Genomic DNA, 21564 nt, shown 5'->3' with positions numbered 1-21564 from the left:
CCAAACCCAGTGGGTCCGCTGGACGGTTGAAATAAGCGATGTAAAGCTTTTGGATGTCTGCAGCGGTATTGGCCATTTAAGTTTCCTGATTTATCAATTTATAAGAATGAATTTGCTCTGATTACACAATATTGCAAAATTTAGCGATGCGAGGTTATCACGGGTGTATTGATTTTCCTGTGACGTAAATCACAAATATAAATTTCGCCAAAAAGTCTAATTAAGAATTTACATTAACTAAAGAAACAATTTCCAATCTGCTTATAAAAAGACAAAATTAAAATACAGAATTTATTTCCACAAGGAAAAACAGCCCGGAAACTGGTTCAGGGCTGTTTTTCCTTGCAACAAAAATACTGATAAAACTTCAAATCGACTAATGAATGATTTTCGCAAGGAAATCACGTGCCCGATCAGAACGGGCGTTGGTGAAAAACTCATCTTTGGCACAGTCTTCGACAATGACACCCTTATCCATAAAGACAATGCGATTTGCCACTTTCTTGGCAAACCCCATTTCGTGTGTCACAACCATCATGGTCATACCTTCCTGTGCCAGACCAACCATGACATCCAGTACTTCATTGATCATCTCAGGGTCAAGTGCCGAAGTTGGTTCATCGAACAGCATGGCAATTGGGTCCATGGACAAGGCGCGGGCAATTGCCACGCGTTGTTGTTGCCCACCGGACAATTGACCGGGGAATTTATCCTTTTGCGCAATCAGACCAACTCGGTCCAGGTATTTAAGACCACGTTCAGTCGCTTCTTCTTCTGAACGACCCAGCACCTTGACCTGGCCAATGGTCAGGTTTTGACGAATGGACAGGTGCGGGAACAGTTCAAAATTCTGGAATACCATACCAATACGTGCACGCAATTTGGACAAATTGGTTTTCGGGTCGCCGACAGATACCCCTTCCACCGTGATTTCCCCTTTCTGAAAAGGCTCCAGACCATTGACAGTCTTGATCAAAGTCGATTTACCAGAACCGGACGGACCACACACCACCACCACCTCACCTTTGGACACTTCAGTAGTGCAGTCCGTCAATACTTGAAACTGGCCATACCATTTGCTGACATTACTTAATTTAATCATTTGAATTCTCCAGGATACTTTCTAGCTTTCTTATCGTTTCAATCGGTCGCCTAACGAGGTCAGCGAATGATCGCTATCTTTTTATTAAGTTTCTTGACCAATGTAGACAACGCGAAACAGGTGACGAAATACACCACCCCGACGAACAGGTTGATTTCAACGGGACGGCCATTGTTATTGGCAACCACAGTTGCAGAGCCAACAAAGTCCTTGATCGACAATACGGAGACGAGTGACACGTCCTGGTACAAGACGATGGTCTGTGTCAATAAAACCGGCAACATGTTTCTGAATGCTTGTGGCAAGACGATATATCGCATGGTTTGGAAATAATTCATCCCCATGGCATTACCAGCCCACACCTGACCACGCGCAATAGACTGAATCCCTGAACGCATGATTTCGCAATAATAAGCAGCTTCAAACATGACGAAAGTGATCAGGCAAGAAAATAAAGGCCCTACCTTGACCGGCTCTGGAGAACGTATAATCCATGCACCGATATACGGCACCAGGAAATAAAACCAGAATATCACCAGCAGCAAGGGAACCGAACGCACCAGATTCACATAACCAGAAGCGGCAATCGACACAAAGCGGTTGCTGGACAGACGCATCATCGCCAGCAAAGTGCCAAGAATAATTCCGCCTACCATCGCCAATACCGTCAGTTCAACCGTGAACAGCAAGCCTTCTGTGATCAGGTTCCACCAGGTGCGCTGGATAACTTCGAAGTCAAAATTATTAAACATCTTAGCGCCCTCCTTTTGCTGCGCCACCAGTAATAAATCCTGGTACAGCCAATTTGCGCTCAAAGAAATTTGACAACATGATCGCCACCACAGAGACAAACAGATAAATCAGTGTCGCAGCAGTAAATGATTCAAATGTCTTATAGGTAAATTCATTCATCGAACGTGTACGCGACATCAATTCAAGTACGGTAATCGTCGACGCAACCGAACTGTTCTTGATAATGGCCGCAACTTCATTCGTCAATGAAGGTGTAATGATACGGAAAGCCATAGGCAGCAATACATACCTATAGGTTTGAATCTGTGTCAGACCCAATGCCGTACCCGCCATTCTTTGCCCGCGTGGTAAAGCATTGATGCCGGTTGACACCTGAACCGCCACCCGCGCCGACGTAAACAAGCCAAGGCTGATGACTGCAGTGTAAAACGACACGTTTGGCAAATTCTTCATCCACATACCCAAGGCATCGGGTACCAGTTCTGGTACAACAAAATACCAGATGAACATTTGCACCAATAAGGGAATGTTGCGAAACAGTTCGATATATCCGTTAGAGAAACGGACCAGCCATTTGTTTTCCGTCGTGCGCATCGTGCCAATGACCGAACCCAACACCAGGGCAATGATCCATGCCAGCATGGCCAGCGCCAACGTGACCTTGACACCCCAGATCAGGGTATCAAAATACGTACCGCCGCCGTCAAGCGCATCCTCCCAATAAATATTCCAATTCCATTGATAATTCATGTGATCTCCCAAAGCTTTGTGCGTCATCCAATATCAATGACGGACCTTGCAAAATAAAACGGGAGGAGACTATCCCCCCGTTTCGTTTTGACCTTTTTCCTTTTAGCCCTGCAACTGCTTTATTTTTTCTTTTTCAGTACAGCTTTTTGTGCCTCGGGCACAGCAGCATAAGCAGATGGTTCGCCGGAATCAGTCGGCTTCGCCACCACAGCCTTGAGCTGTTCAGACATAGGCCAGTTCAAAGCGATGCCTTTTGGTGGAATCGGTTGCAAGAACCACTTATGATAAATACGGTTTACATCGCCAGAAGTCAGCACATTGCTGATCGCGGTATCAACTGCTTTCTTGAATGGGGCGTCATCCTTGCGCATCATGATGCCGTATGGTTCAACCGACAGCGCTTCTTTACTGATTTCATAATCAGTTGGGGCCTTGGAGTTGGCAGCCAAAGATGCCAGCAAGATGTCATCCATCACGAAAGCAACGGCACGACCCGTTTCCACCATCAGGAAGGCTTCTGCATGGTCTTTTGCTGGCAAAATGTTAATCCCCAGATTCTGGTCAACATTGAGTGTCGTCAATTGCTTCAGGTTGGAGGTGCCGGAAGTGGACACAACCGTCTTGCCTTTCAGATCTGCCAGTGTTTTGATGCCGGAAGATTTTTTAGCCAGAATACGATTTGCCGTCACAAATGTGGTTGGTGCAAACGACACCTGTTTCTGACGTTCCACGTTGTTAGTGGTAGAGCCGCATTCCAGATCGATAGTGCCGTTAGCCATCAGGGGAATACGGGTCGCTGAAGTGACCGGATTCATTTTGACGTTCAGTGCAGTCAAACCCAATTGCTTTTGAATTGCAGTCACAACCTTCAAACACAAATCGATGGAGTAGCCTTGATAAGACTGTTTGTCATCAAGGTAAGAAAATGGAATGGAAGAATCACGTACACCCAAGGTAATGGTACCTGTGTCCTTGATTTTTTTCAGTGTCCCGGTTTCTTGCGCCTGTGCAGCACCAGCAATCAAACCTGCACCAATCAGCACGCCCAACAATTTCGAAAATTTCATACTGTCTCCAAAAAGTTAAATCAAAAAATTCATCGCTTTGAGTTTAACAAAACCCTTAGCTTACTTATCGCTTTTTTTACCCGACTTAATACGTAATACTACTTATTCGACTATTGCAAGCCTGGCTGTCCTCGCCTTCCATCGTTGTTTATCACAAGCACCGGGCAAAACACATGCAAACCATGTTCCAAAACCTTAATCTGCCACCTTGTCTGATGGGAAACGTATGGTATCCCGCAACAAAAAGCCCATAGGCATATTCAAATTTGCCCCTTTTGGAGGCACCGGCTTGCGAAACCACTTGTCATACAGCTTATTGATTTCCCCGTCATTCATCAAACGCGCCATTTCACGATCAATCAAAGATTTGAAAGCAGGATCATCCTTGCGCAACATAATTGCGTAAGGCTCAGTGGACAGCGGGTCGCCTACCACTACAAATTTAGCGGGATCCTTGGTGTTAGCCCGTAAGCCATACAACAAAACGTCATCCATGGTGAATGCATCAGCCTGCTGGTTTTCCACCATACCAAAGGATTCGTTATGATCATTACCTTCTAGCAACTTCAAACCCAGACCCCGTACCTTATCACGGTCATTCAGTAACTTGACCGTCGTCGTACCCTTGGTCGTCACCACTTTTTTATCTTTCAGGTCAGTCCAGTTTTTAATACCTGAATCGGCCCTGACTATCATGCGCGCAGTCGCAAAAAAGTGCGGGATTGTGAAGCTGACCTGCTTGCGACGTTCAGCATTATTGGTGGTTGAACCACACTCCAGGTCCGCCTTGCCATCAACAATGGCAGCAATACGGCTACTGGGTGTAACAGCCAGATAATTCACTTGCAATTGCGGTAATTTCAATTCCTTTTTCAAGGCATCCACCAGCTTCAGGCAAACATCCAGTGAATATCCCACCGGTTTTTTATCATCGTTATAGTAAGAAAATGGAAAAGACGCTTCACGGTGAGCAATCGTCACGGTTTGCGTCTCTTTAATATGTGCCAGGGTATCCGCAGCCAATGAAAGCGGAGAGCACAAAGCCAGTGCACAAGGCAAACTGGCCCCGACTATCCAATTTAAAACTTTCATACAACCCCCAGTAAGCTCAATTCAGGATGGTAATGATAACGATCTATATACTTCAACAGGGAATTTCACAATCAACAAAATATTAGTCGGCATTTTTTGCAATCAATGCTTGCGCAAACGGCAAAACAAGCATGCAAATATTGTTCCATCGGAACTTTCACTAACCTATTTTTGTATTTGCAAAAGAATATTCGAATAAAGTGGCCGCGTCATTCACAACAGTAGCCTGAAAATTCACGCCAGAAATGACAATATCCACCACCTATATAGCATAGGTGATGGATATTTTTTTACAATTTCTGCTTATGGATAAAGTCCACGAACTTCACGTGCCTGCAATACCCGGGAACATCCGATGATAAATGCTGCTGTACGCAGTGATACTTTCTTGTCTTCCGTTACCTGCCATACTGAATTAAAGGCTTCCTTCATGATGCGTGTCAGACGCTGATTGATCTCGTCTTCTGACCAGAAATAGCTGGAGAAGTCCTGTACCCATTCAAAATAAGATACGGTCACACCGCCAGCATTGGCGATAACGTCAGGTACAACCAGCACACCCTTGTCGCGCAGGATATCATCAGCTTCCGGTGTGGTCGGACCATTCGCACCTTCGAGAATGATTTTGGCGCGGATCTGGTCAGCATTTTTAACCGTGATTTGCTGTTCCAGCGCTGCCGGAATCATGATATCGCAGTTCACAGCCCAGAACTCGTCATTTGGCAACACCGCTTCTATACCTTCGAAACCGGCCACACTGCCTTTGGCTGCGACATGTTCCAACAACTTGTTCACATCCATTCCGTTCGAATGGAAAATGGTGCCACCATGATCTTGCACAGCAACGATTTTTGCACCGGCCTCAGCAAACAAGCGTGCCGCAATACCGCCGACATTACCAAAACCTTGTACAGCAATCTTTGCACCAGCAACACTCATACCGCGCTTGGCAGCAGCTTCGCTACCAACCACGAATACGCCACGACCGGTTGCTTCACGACGGCCCAGACTGCCACCCAGGGAGATAGGTTTGCCAGTCACTACGCCAGTGGCGGTACGACCTTCGTTCATGGAGTAGGTATCCATCATCCATGCCATGGTTTGCTCATTGGTGTTCACATCCGGTGCAGGAATATCCTTGTCCGGGCCAATGATGATGCCAATTTCTGACGTGTAGCGGCGCGTCATACGCATCAATTCGCCACGCGACAGGGTTTTCGGGTCAACACGGATACCGCCCTTGGCACCACCGTAAGGCACATTAACTGCAGAGTTCTTGATCGTCATCCAGGCAGACAGAGCCATCACTTCTGACAGTGTCACATCCTGATGGAAACGCACGCCGCCCTTACCTGGCCCACGGGAAGTATTGTGCTGCACACGATAGCCTTCAAAATGGGAAATCGAACCGTCATCACGCTCGATAGGCACGTCCACGATCAAGATGCGCTTCGGACGTTTCAGGGTTTCCACCCAACGGGACAGGTGTCCCAGATAAGGTGTGACGCGATCAATTTGCTCAAGGTAAACTGACCAAGGACCGGTCTCAGTCGGAGTGAGATAAGACGGTATCTGGTGCTGGGTGGACATGGTATGGCCTCTTGAAATGGTTGAACTGGTTTTGCGAATCTCTTCATTCAGCACGGGAATTCACCGGCACTGAAAGCAGACGCATCATAGTCTTTTCATTCTAAAATCAGCCAATGCTTTGTTTGCATGTATCTATGCATGAAATGCATAACCATGGAACTACGTCATGTTATGTCACACACATTATTTTCAACAGCACTTTACTTTTTCACCATGTCAGGCATTACCATCAGCACGTCGCCGGGTTTTGGCTTGCCTGCTTTTTGATACATTTTCGCTGGATTGTAACTGCTCCAGATAATCCCACAGGCGCGATACGATAAGTTTGCCTGGCCTTTGCAATGAAGGTCGTTCGCGATACAGGCGAATTTCCATGTTCACCTCCCAAGCACCGCTACCGTCATCCGCACGCGCCAACTGCTTTTGCTTGACTTCACGTGTGACTGCTGACTCTGGCAAAAACACCACGCCACGGCCTTCAAGTGCCATCATCTTCAAGCCTTCCGCCATATCGGTTTCGTAGCATTTTTCGAGATGTAAAGGCTGTCGCGCATCATTCAGTATCAGATCAACCATGCGTCCCAAATAGGCGTTATTCGCATAAGCCAGGAATGGCAGTGGCGCTTGTGCTGTGCCGGGCAATAGTAATTGCGGCACGCCATGCCTGTCACAGCGGGTGTAGGCGCGCAGTGCTTCAGTTCCCATGCTGATCATGTCGTATTGGCTACTATCCAGCAGCAAGGGCTGGCGCGGGTGGTGATAGCACAGCAGCAGGTCACAACCGCCCTCAACCAACGTCATGACAGCATCGTGCACATTCAACGCCAGCAGGCGGCTATTGATTTCACCAAATGCTGCTTCCAACCCAGTCAACCAGCGTGGCACATAAGTCAGCGACAGGGTATGCGGGACGGCGAAATCGACTGTGGTTTGTGTGGTGGTGCGTTTGCCACGTAACAGGGCGCGCGCATTATTGATCTGTCCCAGCATGGCGATGGCCTGCTCATAAAACACTTCACCCGCATGTGTCAAACGGGTGGGATAAGAAGTGCGGTCAATCAGATCACTACCCAGCCACGCTTCCAGTGACTGTATGCGGCGTGAAAACGCCGGTTGCGTCACATGACGCAATTCAGCAGACCGGCTGAAACTATTGGTCTCTGCCAGCGAGACAAAATCTTCCAACCACTTGGTTTCCATTTTTTATGCACTCACCAGTTCAATTTCATCCGCTTCGTCATCGTCTTCCGCAACTTCTGCTTTCTTGCTTTGTTGACGTTCCCACATGCGTGCATAGGCCCCTTGCAGTTCCAGTAACTGTGTATGAGTACCTCGTTCAATAATGCGCCCCTTGTCCATCACCAGTATCTGTTCGGCATCGACGATAGTAGACAGGCGATGCGCAATCACCAGGCTGGTACGGTTGCGGGCGATATCTTTCAATTGCGCCTGTATCAATTGCTCGGCATGCGAATCCAGCGCCGATGTCGCTTCATCAAAAATCATGATGGATGGATTTTTCAGCAGGGTACGGGCAATGGCCACCCGCTGTTTTTCGCCGCCCGATAATTTCAAACCGCGCTCGCCAACCATGGTGTCGTATCCATCTGGCAGTGTCTCAATAAATTCATGAATATAAGCCGCCTTGGCTACCGCAATAATGTCTACTTTACTTGCCCCAGGTTTGCCATAGGCGATATTGTATTCAATCGTGTCATTGAACAAGACTGTGTCTTGCGGCACGATGCCAATCGCAGCCCTGACTGACGATTGAGTCAGATCGCGTAAATCCTGCCCATCAATCGCGATCCTGCCAGATTGAATATCGTAAAACCGGAACAAAAGTCGTGACAAGGTGGATTTACCAGAACCGCTGTGACCGACCACTGCCGTGGTAGTGCCAGCAGCGATGCTAAAATCTACATCAAATAAAATTTGCCGCTTTTCTTCATAGCTGAAATTAACGTGAGAGAAGCGAATTTCAGCTCCATTTTTATGCTGTATCTGCAAAGCCTGGGCCGTGCTTGCATCTGCCACTTCGCGGTTCTGGTCCAGCAGAGCAAACAGCCTTTCCATATCGGCCAGGCTTTGCTTGATTTCCCTGTACAACACACCCAGAAAATTGAGAGGAATATACAGCTGTATCATGAAAGCATTCACCAGTACCAGATCACCCAAGCTCATGTTGCCGTCAATCACACCTTGAGTGGCACGCCACAAAATCAGGGTAACCGCTGTAGCGATGATCATGGACTGTCCGGTATTCAACAGGAACAGACTGCTTTGCGATTTCACTGCCGCCGTCTCAAAGCTTTGCAGACCTACGTCGTAACGCTGGGCTTCGTATTCTTCATTGCCGAAGTATTTGACGGTTTCATAATTCAACAGGGAGTCGATGGCCTTGGTATGCGCCTTGGAATCGAGTTCATTCATGGTGCGGCGAAAATGCGTGCGCCATTCTGTCACCGTAATCGTGAAAATAATATAGGTCACCAGCGCAGTCGCCGTGATGATGCTGAACCACTTGTCGTAACGCGTACTCAGGTAAATCAATACAAAAGTAATTTCCAACAAGGTCGGCATGATGCTGAACAGTGCATACGACACCAGAGAAGAAATGGCGCGGGTGCCACGTTCTATGTCGCGCGTCACACCACCAGTTTGCCGGTTCAGGTGAAAACGTAGTGATAAGGCATGCAGATGCCGGAATACCTGGAGAGCGATGGTACGCACTGCCCTTTGGGTGACTTTGGCAAATACAAATTCACGTAATTCAGTAAATAGGGTAGTCGACAAACGCAAGGCACCATAGGCAATCAACAAGCTGACTGGCAACACCATGACTGCCGCCGGATGAGTCGGACTGATTGTCATGCTGTCTACCAGCTTTTTCAAGACCATGGGTACGCCGACATTCGCCAGTTTGGCGGCAACCAGAAAGGACAGCGCCAGCAGCACCCGCCACTTGTATGCCCATAGATAAGGCAGCAGCGTTTTGACGGTGGCCCAGTCGTCGCGCTTACTGTCGCTGGCTCTGTCGGCTGGCAAGGATGAGCTACGGATGGTTTCTCTGCGTCGCATGTGAGCGTTTTCTCGTTAAAAATGTAAAAAATGGTATCGCAAATTGCGCCGAAAATCGTGCGCCGTTTGGTCAGCAATGCGATGATAGAAAATTATAGGGCATAAACGATTTTACTTATGGACTGGCCTACGGTAGCTATTGCGGACTTTACCGTCGAGCTGTCGTACAATCTGTAGTTGGCTGTCGATAGACATGCAACAGCATTTTCCAAGTTCTCCACGTTTTCTATAGCGACTTGCACCAGACCAATATTCCTTTATGAGCTTTCTGTCGCCATTAATCATCAACCTGGCACCTACTGGCATGGTACCAGTACGCAGCCAGTCGCCGCACATTCCTTTATCACCGGAAGAAATTATTGCCGACGCCGTACTATGCGCACAACATGGAGCATCGATGTTTCATTTGCATGCACGTGATGCAGATGGAGTTCCGACAGAAGATGGGGTCATTTATGAAAAAATCATCCGTGGCATACGCGCTTATTCACCAGAACTGATTATTGTGACCACCACCAGTGGCAGACGTTCGCCAGAAGTGGCAAAGCGCGCCAGCAGCCTGCGGTTGAACGATGACTTGCGCCCGGACATGGCCAGCCTGACCTTGGGGTCCATGAATTTTTCGCGGGAAGCCAGCCTGAATTCCCCTGACACCATCATGCAGCTGGCAGGCATCATGCAAGAGCTGGGCATCAAACCAGAACTGGAAGTATTCGATCTTGGCATGGTGAACTTTGCCAAAGTGCTCATAGACAAAGGCTTGCTGAAGCCACCTTATTATTTCAATATTATTTTAGGCAATCCTGCAACCGCGCAAGCAAAACTGCTACACCTGGCCACCATTGTCGGTGATTTGCCACCGGAATCCATCTGGTCGCTGGGCGGCATAGGCCGCTACCAGACTACGGCAAACGGTCTGGGTGTGGTGATGGCGCATGGCGTCAGGACGGGTCTGGAAGACAATTTGTGGCTGGACGACGATCGCACAACTCTGGCCACGAATGCACAACTGGTAGCCAGAGTAGTCGCCCAGGCAACAGCACTGGGCCGCCCCGTCGCCCCGGCTTCAACTGTCAGGGACATGCTGGGCCTGGCAAGCAAGGCTTCACTGAAAGACATCGCATGAGTGGACAACAACTGGTCATTTTCGGTTCCAGCAATATCCTGTCCGATCTGTTTGACTGCGCATTGGCGAATGGCCTGACCGTATCAAAAATTGTTTTGCATACGCCTGAACCACCGGGTGAACGCGATATCGCCCTTCATGAGCGTATTCAGCAATGGGGGCAACATGGCCCTGTGCCTGAAGTCCTGGACCTGGCTGATTTCCAGCCCGGTGAGAATGAACTGTATCTGCTGGGTCCGACCACGCCCACCCGTGCTGTGCTGGAAGAACAACTAAACCAGCGCTTCCAACTGACATTCCACACCCTGATACATCCGCGTGCCTATGTGTCACCACTGGCGAAGCTGGCACCTGGCGTCTTTGTTGGTGCCAATAGCGTGATTGGGCCTGGTGCCGTACTGGGTCGTCATGTGTTTATCAACCGCGGCGTTACCATTGGTCACGACACACATATCGGTGCATTTTCGCGCGTGCAACCAGGCAGCAATGTCGGTGGGCTGTCGCGTATAGGACATAGCGTAACGATAGCAATCGGCGCGACATTGCTGGAGCGCCTCGTCATTGGTGACCATGCCTTCATCGGTGCTGGTGCGGTGGTCATCAGCGATATCGATGCAGGTGCACTGATGCTGGGTATACCGGCCAAATTCAAGAAATCGGTACTGCCATCCTGATCTGAAAACGCTGCAAGGCCAGCTCGCAGGCTATTTTCAGACTGGGAGCAGCGCGTGCCAGATCCAGATGCTGATGAAAGTGCTCTTGCATTGCCAGCCCTATAGATTTCCTGATTCCGGGCTGGCTTAGCCATAACTGCAGGGTCTGGAAATATTCAGCCATGCTGGTCATTGCAGCGCTGCCCACCTTGTCACCACCATCCGAACCCTGCATGCTAAGAGCAGGCAAGCCCAGTGACATGGCTTCTGCCACGGCAAAACCACCACCCATCATCGGTGGATTGATATACACGTCACTGCAAGTCATGTATTTGACCGCGTCAGTACAAAAAGCGATGCATCTTACCTGCCTGGTTTTCGCGGACTGCAAGGCAGTTGGCATCGATCCATTGCCACCAACAATAAACCAAACAGCATCTGGAAATGCCGCCAGGATGGCAAGCATGGATGCAGCCCATTCCCCCGTGATCCTGGCTTCGCTTTCACTGACCAGTGTCAGCAGCACTGGTTGATCTTTTGTCAGCCCCAGTGTTGCACGTTCAAGCTGCTCTGTCACATCGGGCTTATGCAAACGATAGGGATGATAATGCGCCTGACTGGGTGGGAAAGCCGTATCCCATTGCGCAGCGACTGTGGCGTGTAATCCCTGCTGCGCTGTCAGCCAGCCATCTGCAGGCAACATCGGTGACAGGGAATTGATACCCATACTAAGCACTGGACGCACAGGGTAAAGCGCAGCCGCCAAACCTGAATACAGGCCAACCGACATCACCAGATCTGGGTCAAATTGTGCCATCTGATGTAGCAGGCTTTTCCATCTCTGCATCATGGAAAAACGCGTGTCACCAGTGACAAACTGCCCACCTTGCCCCAGATAACGTTCCCAGCCTGCAGTAGACAATTCAGGCTCTGGTGTAAAGGAATGACTACCCAAAAAATGCTTGAAATCCGGCCCCAGCATTTCCTGTGCAGAAAACAGGGCAACCTCATAGCCATTCTGCCGCAGGCTGTCTGCCTGCTGCAGAGCCATGAGCGTAGGTGGATGCTTGATATTCGTCAGCAAGGGCGCGATCAGTGCCACCTTGCCTATGCGTGCAGGCAACCGGCTGTTGAGTACCTTCACTGGCTGTAAATTTTGCCATATGCATTGATTCAGCAATGAGGCTATCTGCGGTAGTGCCAGCTCGTGCAGACGAAGGCGGAAAGCGTCCCGTCCTGGCGTATCAAGCAATACTCTTTGCCAACTGTTTTGCAAAAACGTGATCAGGCGATCAATGTCCACCGGTTGTAAAGTCAGTATGATTTGTCCGGCCTGTTGCAAGTATTCTGGTCTGCCTGTCAGCATATCCAGAAAAGTGGCACGGTAAAAACCTGCCAGACCATCACCTGCCACGTTCAGCAACAAAAATTGCTCCAGTTTCAGCGACAATGCAGGATTCGCCTGGCGTCGCAATATCTGTATCATCTGATGCCAGCAATGGCTAGCCGTCGGATTGACTACCGTCCGACGTACCACATCATCAAGTAGCAGTAATTCTTCCTGTCTCACATCCATCTGGGATTCATCCCTCATTCATTATCAGTTTTTACGACAAGACTAGTGCAATATCGACACTACTTGCTATGGAAGAGTATCAGGTGCAGTTTTCAAGATGCACAATTTTGGCATTTTTTCTTGTTTCATTTAAAAAAATCGTGCTGCTTTGCTGCCTTTTTTATATGAGGCCCGCCTGGTGACGCCTGGCACTAACAAGAATCTTCGGCAAAAGATATGTTAACAATGCTTAAAAAGAAAAGGAATGAGCGATATATCGGCAAACGAACATCTGGCAAGCCACTTGCTTTGGTCAGACTGTGTGAAAATTGGTTTAAGATTTGATACACATCAATAGAAATTTCATTACTCTCACTTTTCCAGGTAAAAACATGACAGAACATACTCAATCGGGACTTCCATCCCATATGCCGACCCTGCGGGTCATGCCCATGCCCGCCGATGCAAATGTGCACGGTGACGTTTTCGGTGGCTGGATCATGTCACAGGTTGATATTGCCGGTGCCATACCAGCTGCCCGTCGTGCGAATGGCCGGGTTGCCACCATTGCTGTGAATTCCTTCCTGTTCAAGCAACCAGTGTTTGTCGGTGACCTGCTGTCTTTTTATGCCGAAGTAGTCAAAGTCGGTAATACCTCAATCACCGTCTCGGTAGAAGTATATGCAGAACGCAATCGCCTGCAAGCCAGTACTGTCAAGGTGACAGAAGCTACGCTCACCTATGTCGCAACCGGGAATGACAGAAAACCACGACAGATTCCGCCACTGGAAGATATTGCCAAGGTAGGTTAATTGTTCATGAAGCTGTCACGTCGTCTGTTTTTACAGCAGTCTTTACAATTCACTACCCTGGCCGCACTAGCGCAGGCATTCCCCAGCTTTGCGGCAGAACGCAGCACGGTGTATCCCTTCAGCCTGGGTGTGGCATCAGGTTCTCCGCGACCCGATAGCGTGGTCTTATGGACACGCCTGTTGCCTGATCCCCTGAATGCACAGGCACTACCGGCTATCGTCTATAAACTGCGATGGGAAATTGCGGAAGATGATAATTTCCGGCATGTCATCAATAAAGGTGAGGCACACGCCCTGCCGGAATTAGCCCATAGCGTACACGTCGATGTCACAGGCTTGCAACCAGATCGCTGGTATTGGTATCGCTTTATGCTGGGCGATGCAGTCAGCCCCGTGGCGCGCACACGTACTGCACCGGCACCGGATGCGATGGTCAGCAACTTGCGTCTGGCAGTGGCATCCTGTCAGCATTGGGAATTTGGCGAATATGCAGCGCACCGTCATATTGCAGCCGCCAATCCTGACCTGATTGCTTTTTTGGGCGATTATATTTACGAGTGGGGGCCTTATGATCTGCGACACCCAATCAAACCCCGCAAGCGTGAGATAGAAAGCTTCACGCTTGCAGATTATCGCAGCCGCTATGCCCAGTATAAATCTGACCCGCAATTACAGGCAGCGCATCATGTCGCACCCTGGATAGTTACCTGGGACGATCATGAAGTCAGTAATGACTATGGCAATGACCGTGACGAAAGACTGGATGTGAATTTTCTTTTGCGTCGTGCGGCTGCCTATCAGGCATTTTATGAACATATGCCTGTGCGTCTGCATGGCTCAGTCAGTGAAGCCGAGCGTTTCAGCAATATGCGCATCTATGACCGCTATGACTGGGGCAGGCTGGCGCGTTTTCATGTGCTCGACGACCGGCAATATCGTTCACACCATGCATGCCCCAAGCCGGGCCGTGGTGGTTCCAATTCAGTATCGAATGCGGAATGCAGTGAACGAATGGACCCCAATCGCACCATGCTGGGTCAGGAGCAGGAAAAATGGCTGGCACGCGGTTTTGCCAGTTCAACTGCCAAGTGGAATATCCTGACGCAACAAACACTGATGGCCCAATCGAGCCAGACTGCCATCATGCAAGAAGGCGATGGCAAATTCTGGACCGATGGCTGGGATGGGTACCCAATAGCACGCCAGCGTTTGTTTGATGATATTCTGAAACACAGACCTGCCAATCCGGTAGTGATTTCCGGCGATGTCCACACTTTTTATGCCGCCAATCTGAAGCGCGATTTTTACGCCAAATCATCGACGTCGAATCCCATTCTTGCGACAGAATTTTGTGGCACTTCTGTGACATCCAGTTCTCGGCCACAAGAACGGACCGATCAGTATGTGGCGCAAAATCCGCATATTAAATATGGTCGCAGCGACAAACGTGGTTTCATGCTGATAGATATTTCACACACCAGAATGCTTACACATTTCCTTGGTCTGGATGATGTTACAAGAGCCGATTCCGGCATTGCCACACTCAGTAGCTTTATTGTGGATGATGGCCGGGCTGGCCTCAGCATCACTTGAATCGTGTAGACCAAATCTTTATTGTTGCTATAGCTTGAATAAGTTGAAAATGAAAAAGGAAGGCGAATTGCCTTCCTTTTTCATAAGTGCAGATGTTTATCTAGGCCTTCTTTTCATCACGCAGTTCACGTCGCAGAATTTTACCGACATTCGTCTTCGGCAAATCCATGCGGAACTCAATGTACTTCGGCTTTTTGTAAGCCGTAAATTGTTCCTTGCAATAATCCATCAACTGATCGACTGTCAAGGATGGATCTTTGCGGACTACGAACAGTTTTACTGCTTCACCGGAGTTCGCATCAGGTACACCGATACATGCGCATTCAAGCACACCAGGATGCATGACGATGACTTCTTCAATTTCATTTGGATAGACATTGAAACCGGATACCAGAATCATGTCTTTCTTGCGATCGACGATCTTGGTGTAACCATTTTCATCCATCTTGCCAACATCGCCTGTTTTAAAGAAACCATCCGCAGTCATGACCTTGGCTGTTTCGTCTGGACGGTTCCAGTAACCCACCATCACCTGCGGTCCACGTATGGCGATTTCACCTGCGGTTCCCAAAGGTACGGGATTACCGTCATCGTCCAGGATAGCGATTTCAGTGGAAGGGATGGGCAAGCCTATGGTGCCGGAAAAGTCTTTGGTATCTGCCGGATTGGCCGTCGCGACCGGAGAAGTTTCGGACAAGCCATAACCTTCAGCAATTGCGCAACCCGTTACCTTCAGCCATTTGTCGGCAACAGTTTTTTGCACTGCCATGCCACCACCGCTACAAATTTCATAACCAGAAAAGTCCAGCGTCGCAAATTCTGGATTGTTCAACAAGCCGTTATACAAGGTATTCACTGCAGGGAAAATATTTACCTTGTAATTGCGCAGTTCCTTGATGAAACCAGGCATATCACGCGGATTGGGAATCAGCAAATTCATCGCGCCTATACGCGTACCCAGCAAGCTGCATACAGTCAGTGCAAAGATATGGTACAGCGGCAAAGCACAGACTATCACTTTCTGTTCGTTGCTATGACCGGACATGCTCGGTGACAACCAGGCATCATTTTGCAATACGTTGGCAACGACATTTTTATGCGACAAGGTTGCACCTTTGGATACACCAGTGGTACCGCCGGTATACTGCAAAAAGGCAATATCGTCATGACTTGTAGTCACAGGTGTAAAGTTCAGACGTCCGGCTTCTGCGGTCACCTGATTGAAGCGTATCGCTGAAGGTAAAGAAAATGCAGGCACCATTTTTTTTATATGACGGACGACGAAGTTAACGATCATACCCTTCATGCCACCCAGCAAATCACCCATACTGGCCACGACAATGTGCTTGACTGCAGTCTTGCTTAATACATGTTCCAGCGTGGTGGCAAAGTTTTCCAGAATGAAGATGGCTTCGGCACCGGAATCCTTGAGCTGATGCTCCAGTTCACGCGGCGTATAAAGAGGATTGACATTGACGACAGTGTAACCTGCGCGCAATACTGCAGCCATGACGACCGGATATTGCAAGACATTTGGCATCATGATGGCGACACGTGCGCCCTTTTTCAGGCCCTTGCTTTGCAACCAGGCGCCCACTTTTTTGGACAGGGTATCAAGCTCACCATACGTCATGCGCTTACCCATGCAGGCATAGGCATCACGGGTCGAAAATTTCTGGAAAGATTCTTCCAACATCTGTACCAGTGACTGATACTGGTTCACGTCAATTTCCGCCGGTACACCTGCCGGATAGGATTTCAGCCAAAATTTATCCATATTTTCCTCGTCTCTGATGATTGTTGTTGTATTGGTGTCCCAATGCCAGCCCTGCACATCACATTTGTGAAATGCGATGCAGCATAGACAAACAGGCATTGCCGGAATCTGATTCCAGTTCTCACTTGATGCTATCGGCTAAGCTCTGGCATGGCAAGTGTTTTAGGCAAGACCTGAAAACATACTCTAGGAATATGTCGCACCGCACCAATTTTCAGCGCACAATTCAACGCATTTTTGATTCAGGACAAAGACGCGGGGCCAAAACTCAACATTTATAGGACTTACGCAAAACCGCCCCAAAGCGTTGCAGCTCCTGGCCGTACATTCGTACTGTCTTCGTCGCTGTCGCCTTGTTGGAACAATTTTACGTAAGTCCTAATTGAGAAAATGATCTGGGATTAAGCGTCACTCAACTATGTGCACTTTTCCACTTCTACCAGCGTGTCATAAAAGGTTGGGCCTCCCCCCATGTCCGTCAGACGCTGGCTGGTCACTTCATTGGCATTCTTGTGATCGCTGGCAAGTTTTTTCCACCAGATGGACAGACCAACCACCAGCCCTGGCCTGGCTTTATCCGTGACGCGTGCCACCGCCTCGAAACTGCCACGGTCATTAAAAATCCGCAAGCGATCACCGTGAGCAATACCACGTTGTGCCGCATCCTGAGGATGAATATCCAGATGCGGCTGACCTTCCGTATCACGCAGGCTTTGTACGTTGACGAAGGTCGAATTCAGGAAATTTCTTGCAGGCGGTGAAATCATCGCCAGGGGGAAGCGTGCCGCCAGTTCGGGATTACTGACCAGTGATTCATACGGGGCGACATAGGCGGGCAAGGGATCCAGCCCTGCTGCCGCCATGCTGGCACTATAAAACTCGCACTTGCCAGATGGCGTGCCAAAACCACCATTGGCAAACGGTGCGTCTGGCAAGTTAAGTTTCGACCAGCCGGTTTTCTTCAATGAAGCCCAGTCGAAATGCACGGCATGTGCGTGCTGCTTATTGAAAGCCTGAGCAGCAATTTCATCATCGCTCTCGCTGAAGCATGCTTCAGTCAAGTTCATGGCCTTGGCCAGCAAACGGAAAATCTCAGTATTTGGTTTGGCTTCACCCAATGGTGCAATCGCTGCGTTGTTTGCCATCATGTAGAGGTGGCCGTAGGTACTGTGTATGTCTATATGTTCCAACTGCGTGGTGGCAGGCAACAGGATATCGGCATAATCAGCTGTGTCGGTCTGGAAATGTTCCAGTACCACCGTGAACAAATCTTCACGTGCAAATGCCTGCATGACCTTGCCTGATTCCGGTGCGACAGCGACAGGGTTGGAGTTATAGACAATCACGGCCTCAACTTTAGGACCAAAGTCTGGCGATGTTTCACGCAGTAAATCGTCGCCTATGGTGCTCATGTTGATAGTACGACGTGGCGAATCCTTGGGGAATAAATCCGCTCTTTGCAGCGCCGCCGTATTTTTCGGGAAAGCATCCGACAGCGACAGTTGTGCACCACCTGCAGCATGACGCCAGGCACCAGTCAGGGCGGGCAGGCAGCAAATATTTCTGACCGCCATGCCACCGCCATGCACCCGCTGCACGCCGTAGTTCATGCGTATCATGCTGGCTTCACCACGCTTGCCGCATTCACCGTATTCACGGGTCAGTTGTATGACCTCTTCTGCGGTAATCCCGCAGGTGGCAGCGACGCGTTCGGGTGTCCATTCTGCAGCGCGCTCGCACAATTGCTCGAAGCCCAGGGTATGATCATTAATATAGGCATGATCCAGCAAATCTTCTTTGATCAAGACATGCATGAGGCCCAGCGCCAACGCTGAATCCGTCCCCGGCAACAATGCAATATGCTGATGGCATTTTTCTGCTGTCAGCGAACGATAAGGATCAATCGCAATCAACCTGGCACCTTTGCGCTTGGCTTCTTGCACCCGCATCCAGAAATGCAGATTCGATGCAATCGGATTGCCACCCCAGATCACAATCAGCTTGGCATTTTGTGTCTGTTCAATATCCGTACCGATACGGGTACCGACGGTATATTTATAGCCGGTACTACCTGCCGTGGCGCAGATAGTGCGATCCAAAAAGGATGCGCCCAATTTGTGAAAAAAGCGCTGCGCCATACTTTCCCCCTGTACCAGGCCCATGGTACCGGCGTAGCTATACGGCAGGATGGCCAGTGGTTTGCTGGCGGCCAATGGCTTGAGTTTTTCAGCAATAATCGCAATCGCTTCGGCCCAGCTAATGCGGACGAACTTGCCTTCGCCTTTTTTACCTATGCGTTTTTGTGGAAACAGCAAGCGGTCAGGGTGATAAGTGCGCTCGGTATAACGTGACACCTTGGTGCATAACACCCCGGCTGTCGTTGGGTGATCCGGATCGCCCTTGACCGCGGTGGCAACACCGTTTTCAACGGTAACGTGCAAAGCACAGGTATCTGGACAATCATGTGGGCAAACGGCCCTGACGATATTGCTGCTCATATTTATTCCTGTTTGAACGGTTTCTGTTTACCCTGTGACAGCAATTACCTGCGCTTACATCGTATCCCCATCAGCGCCATTACAAGGGATACAAAACCGGTGTTTTTTGCGCTATCAGGTATCAGTACGACTTAATCCGGCAATACATCTGGCTGCTCACCAACCCGTTTTCCGGGGTTACGCGCTTCCAGCGCAAGCAAGGCAGCAGAATGATCGGCATGTGGATGAGTAGGCAATAAGCTGCGATACACCTCGCTTACCAGGCTGGTGATGGGCAGGCTGACGCCGGCATCCCGTGCCGCCAGCAAGATATTTTCCATATCCTTGGCCTGACTTTTAACCTGACCACCAGGCATAAAGGTCCGGTCCAGCATGCGCTGTCCATGCACTTCCAATATCCGGCTTTCTGCGAAACCGCCGCGCAAGGCCTGGCGTACTGCGGCTGGGTCTGCGCCGCCAGCCTGTGCCAGCAACAAGGCTTCCGCCACAATATTAATTGTGCCACCGACTATCAACTGATTACATAATTTTGCCAGTTGCCCGGTACCCGGCCCACCGACACGCAAGGGCTTGCCCATTGTAGCGAGAATGGCTTCCACCTGCTGATAGACTGCCATATCGGCCCCGGCCATAATCGCCAGCGTACCCGCCTCTGCACCAATGACGCCACCCGATACCGGCGCATCCACGAAATGGTGTCCGTGCGCCAGCAATTGCGCATGCATAGCCACTGCCTGGGCCTGCTGTACCGAACTCATATCAATCACGGTACTGCCTGCTGAAAGTGCCGGCAAAATACTTTGTATCACTTCGGCAACCGCATTGCCGTCTTCCAGCATGGTAATGATGACACCTGCACCTGATTGCTGCACAGCTTCCCGTGCTGTGGTAGCCACCTTTGCGCCATCCTTCGCCAAATCTGCAGCTTTGGCGTAGGTCCGGTTCCAGACGGTGACAGGGTAACCTGCAAGCAACAATCGTCGCGCCATTGGTTTCCCCATCAAGCCTATGCCTAGAAAAACAATATTTGTTTCAGCCACTGGTTTCACCTTGATTTCCTTCTATTTTTTGCAGAACCGAATTGTAATCTCAGTGTCTGAAGAACATGTTGCCAGACATTGCTACAATAGCGATTCTGATGTTTGTCTGATTTCTCATTTTCACCTGAAAGCCAATTATATGCGCCTGCGTATCACTTCTTTATTCGCCATCGCAGTGACTGCTGTGTGTGCCAGTTCTTCCGTATTCGCCCTGGATTCAGCATCACTGGAATTTGCGACCGGTAACAAAACTAAAATGTTACGTGTCGGCCTGCAATCCAACTGGGACAATCAATGGTTCTCGTCCAACGGGACTCACCTTGGCGGCTATTGGGATGCTACCCTGGCTGAATGGCAGGGCAACAGTTTTCAAAGTAAGAGTGGGGCTACGCAAAATTTGGCTGATATCGGTATTACTCCGGTATTTCGCTTTCAAAATGACAGCAAAAAGGGTTTTTACAGTGAAGCTGCCATAGGCCTGCATATGCTGTCAGAAATTTATGACAACAATAGCCGTCACTTCTCCACCAATTTTCAATTCGGTGACCATATCGGCATTGGTTATGTCACCAAAGAAGGCTGGGACCTGAGCTTCAAGATCCAGCATTATTCAAATGGTGGTATCAAACATCCAAATCCAGGAGTGAATTTTGCAGTATTGAAGGCTGGGTACGCGTTTTAAAGTATCGAAGCCATTCACAGTGGATAATAAAAGGAGCTCCGGCTCCTTTTTTTGTCTGCTGGATCGGTGACATAAGACCTCTCACCACAGAGGCACGGAGACACAGAGGTTCCCAGAGAAAGACAAGGGAGTCTGCTGATCAGCAAACGACACACCCAAGTGATATGCCGAAGGCAGGGTCACAGAGTAAAAGCGGAGATGCCTTTGTACTGGCAGTCGCTTTTCTCAGAGCATCTCCCTGTGCATCCTCTGTGTCTCAGCGTTGAGAGGTCTTGTTGTTGATGTTGGTGTTGATGTGCGCGTGTATTTTCTGATTGCGCAAAGCAAAACCCCCAGTCACTGTAAAGTAACTGGGGGTATGCGGAATAAAAGCCTGACGATAACCTACTTTCA

Annotated in this window: 17 protein-coding genes; 5 read left to right on the top strand and 12 right to left on the bottom strand. The window is 49.3% G+C overall.

Annotated features, from left to right (window positions below; all coding sequences use genetic code 11):
* Window positions 1-376 precede the first annotated feature (376 nt).
* The 8 genes from AC1RVX_RS29840 to AC1RVX_RS29805 form a co-directional block, all read right to left on the bottom strand.
* On the bottom strand, window positions 377-1102 hold the full coding sequence (locus AC1RVX_RS29840) for an amino acid ABC transporter ATP-binding protein (protein WP_493220220.1): 726 nt from the start codon (window positions 1100-1102) through the stop codon (window positions 377-379).
* 59 nt (window positions 1103-1161) lie between these two features.
* Window positions 1162-1854 (bottom strand): amino acid ABC transporter permease, encoded by a 693-nt coding sequence (locus AC1RVX_RS29835; protein ID WP_493220219.1) that lies wholly within the window; start codon window positions 1852-1854, stop codon window positions 1162-1164.
* 1 nt (window position 1855) lies between these two features.
* The gene (locus AC1RVX_RS29830; RefSeq protein ID WP_493220218.1) at window positions 1856-2605 is read right to left on the bottom strand and encodes an amino acid ABC transporter permease; all 750 of its coding nucleotides are present in this window, start codon (window positions 2603-2605) and stop codon (window positions 1856-1858) included.
* A 119-nt stretch (window positions 2606-2724) separates the two neighbouring features.
* Window positions 2725-3672, bottom strand: coding sequence for a transporter substrate-binding domain-containing protein (locus AC1RVX_RS29825; protein ID WP_493220217.1), 948 nt, complete (start codon window positions 3670-3672; stop codon window positions 2725-2727).
* Between the two features lie 195 nt (window positions 3673-3867).
* The gene (locus AC1RVX_RS29820) at window positions 3868-4764 is read right to left on the bottom strand and encodes an amino acid ABC transporter substrate-binding protein (protein ID WP_493220216.1); all 897 of its coding nucleotides are present in this window, start codon (window positions 4762-4764) and stop codon (window positions 3868-3870) included.
* Between the two features lie 303 nt (window positions 4765-5067).
* Window positions 5068-6354 (bottom strand): Glu/Leu/Phe/Val family dehydrogenase, encoded by a 1287-nt coding sequence (locus AC1RVX_RS29815; RefSeq protein ID WP_493220215.1) that lies wholly within the window; start codon window positions 6352-6354, stop codon window positions 5068-5070.
* A 216-nt stretch (window positions 6355-6570) separates the two neighbouring features.
* On the bottom strand, window positions 6571-7554 hold the full coding sequence (locus tag AC1RVX_RS29810; protein WP_493220214.1) for a LysR family transcriptional regulator: 984 nt from the start codon (window positions 7552-7554) through the stop codon (window positions 6571-6573).
* A gap of 3 nt (window positions 7555-7557) precedes the next feature.
* Window positions 7558-9435, bottom strand: a complete 1878-nt coding sequence (locus AC1RVX_RS29805) for an ABCB family ABC transporter ATP-binding protein/permease (protein ID WP_493220213.1) — start codon at window positions 9433-9435, stop codon at window positions 7558-7560.
* 259 nt (window positions 9436-9694) lie between these two features.
* Here AC1RVX_RS29805 and AC1RVX_RS29800 point away from each other — a divergent pair, with 259 nt between their 5' ends.
* Both AC1RVX_RS29800 and AC1RVX_RS29795 read left to right on the top strand, forming a co-directional pair.
* Window positions 9695-10561 carry a beta-keto acid cleavage family enzyme gene (locus AC1RVX_RS29800; RefSeq protein WP_493220212.1) on the top strand — a complete coding sequence of 289 codons (867 nt, stop codon included), beginning with the start codon at window positions 9695-9697 and terminating at the stop codon, window positions 10559-10561.
* Entirely contained in the window at window positions 10558-11235 is a 678-nt protein-coding gene (locus tag AC1RVX_RS29795) for an acetyltransferase (RefSeq protein ID WP_493220211.1), read from the top strand. Before AC1RVX_RS29800 ends, AC1RVX_RS29795 begins: the two co-directional genes overlap by 4 nt.
* Here the strand turns inward: AC1RVX_RS29795 and AC1RVX_RS29790 are convergent.
* Entirely contained in the window at window positions 11210-12790 is a 1581-nt protein-coding gene (locus AC1RVX_RS29790; RefSeq protein WP_493220210.1) for a glycosyltransferase family protein, read from the bottom strand. The two genes, AC1RVX_RS29795 and AC1RVX_RS29790, sit on opposite strands and share 26 nt — an antisense overlap.
* A 371-nt stretch (window positions 12791-13161) precedes the next feature.
* Here AC1RVX_RS29790 and AC1RVX_RS29785 point away from each other — a divergent pair, with 371 nt between their 5' ends.
* Complete coding sequence (locus AC1RVX_RS29785) at window positions 13162-13581, top strand: acyl-CoA thioesterase (protein ID WP_422982557.1); 420 nt, start codon at window positions 13162-13164, stop codon at window positions 13579-13581.
* A gap of 6 nt (window positions 13582-13587) precedes the next feature.
* Window positions 13588-15174, top strand: a complete 1587-nt coding sequence (locus tag AC1RVX_RS29780; RefSeq protein WP_493220209.1) for an alkaline phosphatase D family protein — start codon at window positions 13588-13590, stop codon at window positions 15172-15174.
* A 100-nt stretch (window positions 15175-15274) separates the two neighbouring features.
* Here AC1RVX_RS29780 and AC1RVX_RS29775 read toward each other — a convergent pair whose 3' ends face one another.
* The 3 genes from AC1RVX_RS29775 to AC1RVX_RS29765 form a co-directional block, all read right to left on the bottom strand.
* Window positions 15275-16951 carry a long-chain fatty acid--CoA ligase gene (locus tag AC1RVX_RS29775; RefSeq protein WP_493220208.1) on the bottom strand — a complete coding sequence of 559 codons (1677 nt, stop codon included), beginning with the start codon at window positions 16949-16951 and terminating at the stop codon, window positions 15275-15277.
* A 416-nt stretch (window positions 16952-17367) separates the two neighbouring features.
* The gene (locus AC1RVX_RS29770; protein WP_493220207.1) at window positions 17368-19449 is read right to left on the bottom strand and encodes a molybdopterin-containing oxidoreductase family protein; all 2082 of its coding nucleotides are present in this window, start codon (window positions 19447-19449) and stop codon (window positions 17368-17370) included.
* 131 nt (window positions 19450-19580) lie between these two features.
* Window positions 19581-20489 carry an NAD(P)-dependent oxidoreductase gene (locus AC1RVX_RS29765; protein WP_493220221.1) on the bottom strand — a complete coding sequence of 303 codons (909 nt, stop codon included), beginning with the start codon at window positions 20487-20489 and terminating at the stop codon, window positions 19581-19583.
* 52 nt (window positions 20490-20541) lie between these two features.
* On the opposite strand from AC1RVX_RS29765, the gene AC1RVX_RS29760 reads away from it, so the two are divergent.
* Window positions 20542-21171 carry an acyloxyacyl hydrolase gene (locus AC1RVX_RS29760; protein ID WP_493220206.1) on the top strand — a complete coding sequence of 210 codons (630 nt, stop codon included), beginning with the start codon at window positions 20542-20544 and terminating at the stop codon, window positions 21169-21171.
* Window positions 21172-21564 lie beyond the last annotated feature (393 nt).

The organism is Undibacterium sp. GW821-FHT11B02, from assembly GCF_058808955.1.
The sequence above is the reverse complement of the archived record's forward strand: the minus strand, read 5'-3'. Positions and strand labels throughout refer to the sequence as shown.

Coding starts and splice junctions, on each gene's coding strand:
- AC1RVX_RS29840 (WP_493220220.1), bottom strand. CDS start 1,102: ATGATTAAATTAAGTAATGTCAGCAAATGGTATGGCCAGTTTCAAGTA.
- AC1RVX_RS29835 (WP_493220219.1), bottom strand. CDS start 1,854: ATGTTTAATAATTTTGACTTCGAAGTTATCCAGCGCACCTGGTGGAAC.
- AC1RVX_RS29830 (WP_493220218.1), bottom strand. CDS start 2,605: ATGAATTATCAATGGAATTGGAATATTTATTGGGAGGATGCGCTTGAC.
- AC1RVX_RS29825 (WP_493220217.1), bottom strand. CDS start 3,672: ATGAAATTTTCGAAATTGTTGGGCGTGCTGATTGGTGCAGGTTTGATT.
- AC1RVX_RS29820 (WP_493220216.1), bottom strand. CDS start 4,764: ATGAAAGTTTTAAATTGGATAGTCGGGGCCAGTTTGCCTTGTGCACTG.
- AC1RVX_RS29815 (WP_493220215.1), bottom strand. CDS start 6,354: ATGTCCACCCAGCACCAGATACCGTCTTATCTCACTCCGACTGAGACC.
- AC1RVX_RS29810 (WP_493220214.1), bottom strand. CDS start 7,554: ATGGAAACCAAGTGGTTGGAAGATTTTGTCTCGCTGGCAGAGACCAAT.
- AC1RVX_RS29805 (WP_493220213.1), bottom strand. CDS start 9,435: ATGCGACGCAGAGAAACCATCCGTAGCTCATCCTTGCCAGCCGACAGA.
- AC1RVX_RS29800 (WP_493220212.1), top strand. CDS start 9,695: ATGAGCTTTCTGTCGCCATTAATCATCAACCTGGCACCTACTGGCATG.
- AC1RVX_RS29795 (WP_493220211.1), top strand. CDS start 10,558: ATGAGTGGACAACAACTGGTCATTTTCGGTTCCAGCAATATCCTGTCC.
- AC1RVX_RS29790 (WP_493220210.1), bottom strand. CDS start 12,790: ATGGATGTGAGACAGGAAGAATTACTGCTACTTGATGATGTGGTACGT.
- AC1RVX_RS29785 (WP_422982557.1), top strand. CDS start 13,162: ATGACAGAACATACTCAATCGGGACTTCCATCCCATATGCCGACCCTG.
- AC1RVX_RS29780 (WP_493220209.1), top strand. CDS start 13,588: ATGAAGCTGTCACGTCGTCTGTTTTTACAGCAGTCTTTACAATTCACT.
- AC1RVX_RS29775 (WP_493220208.1), bottom strand. CDS start 16,951: ATGGATAAATTTTGGCTGAAATCCTATCCGGCAGGTGTACCGGCGGAA.
- AC1RVX_RS29770 (WP_493220207.1), bottom strand. CDS start 19,449: ATGAGCAGCAATATCGTCAGGGCCGTTTGCCCACATGATTGTCCAGAT.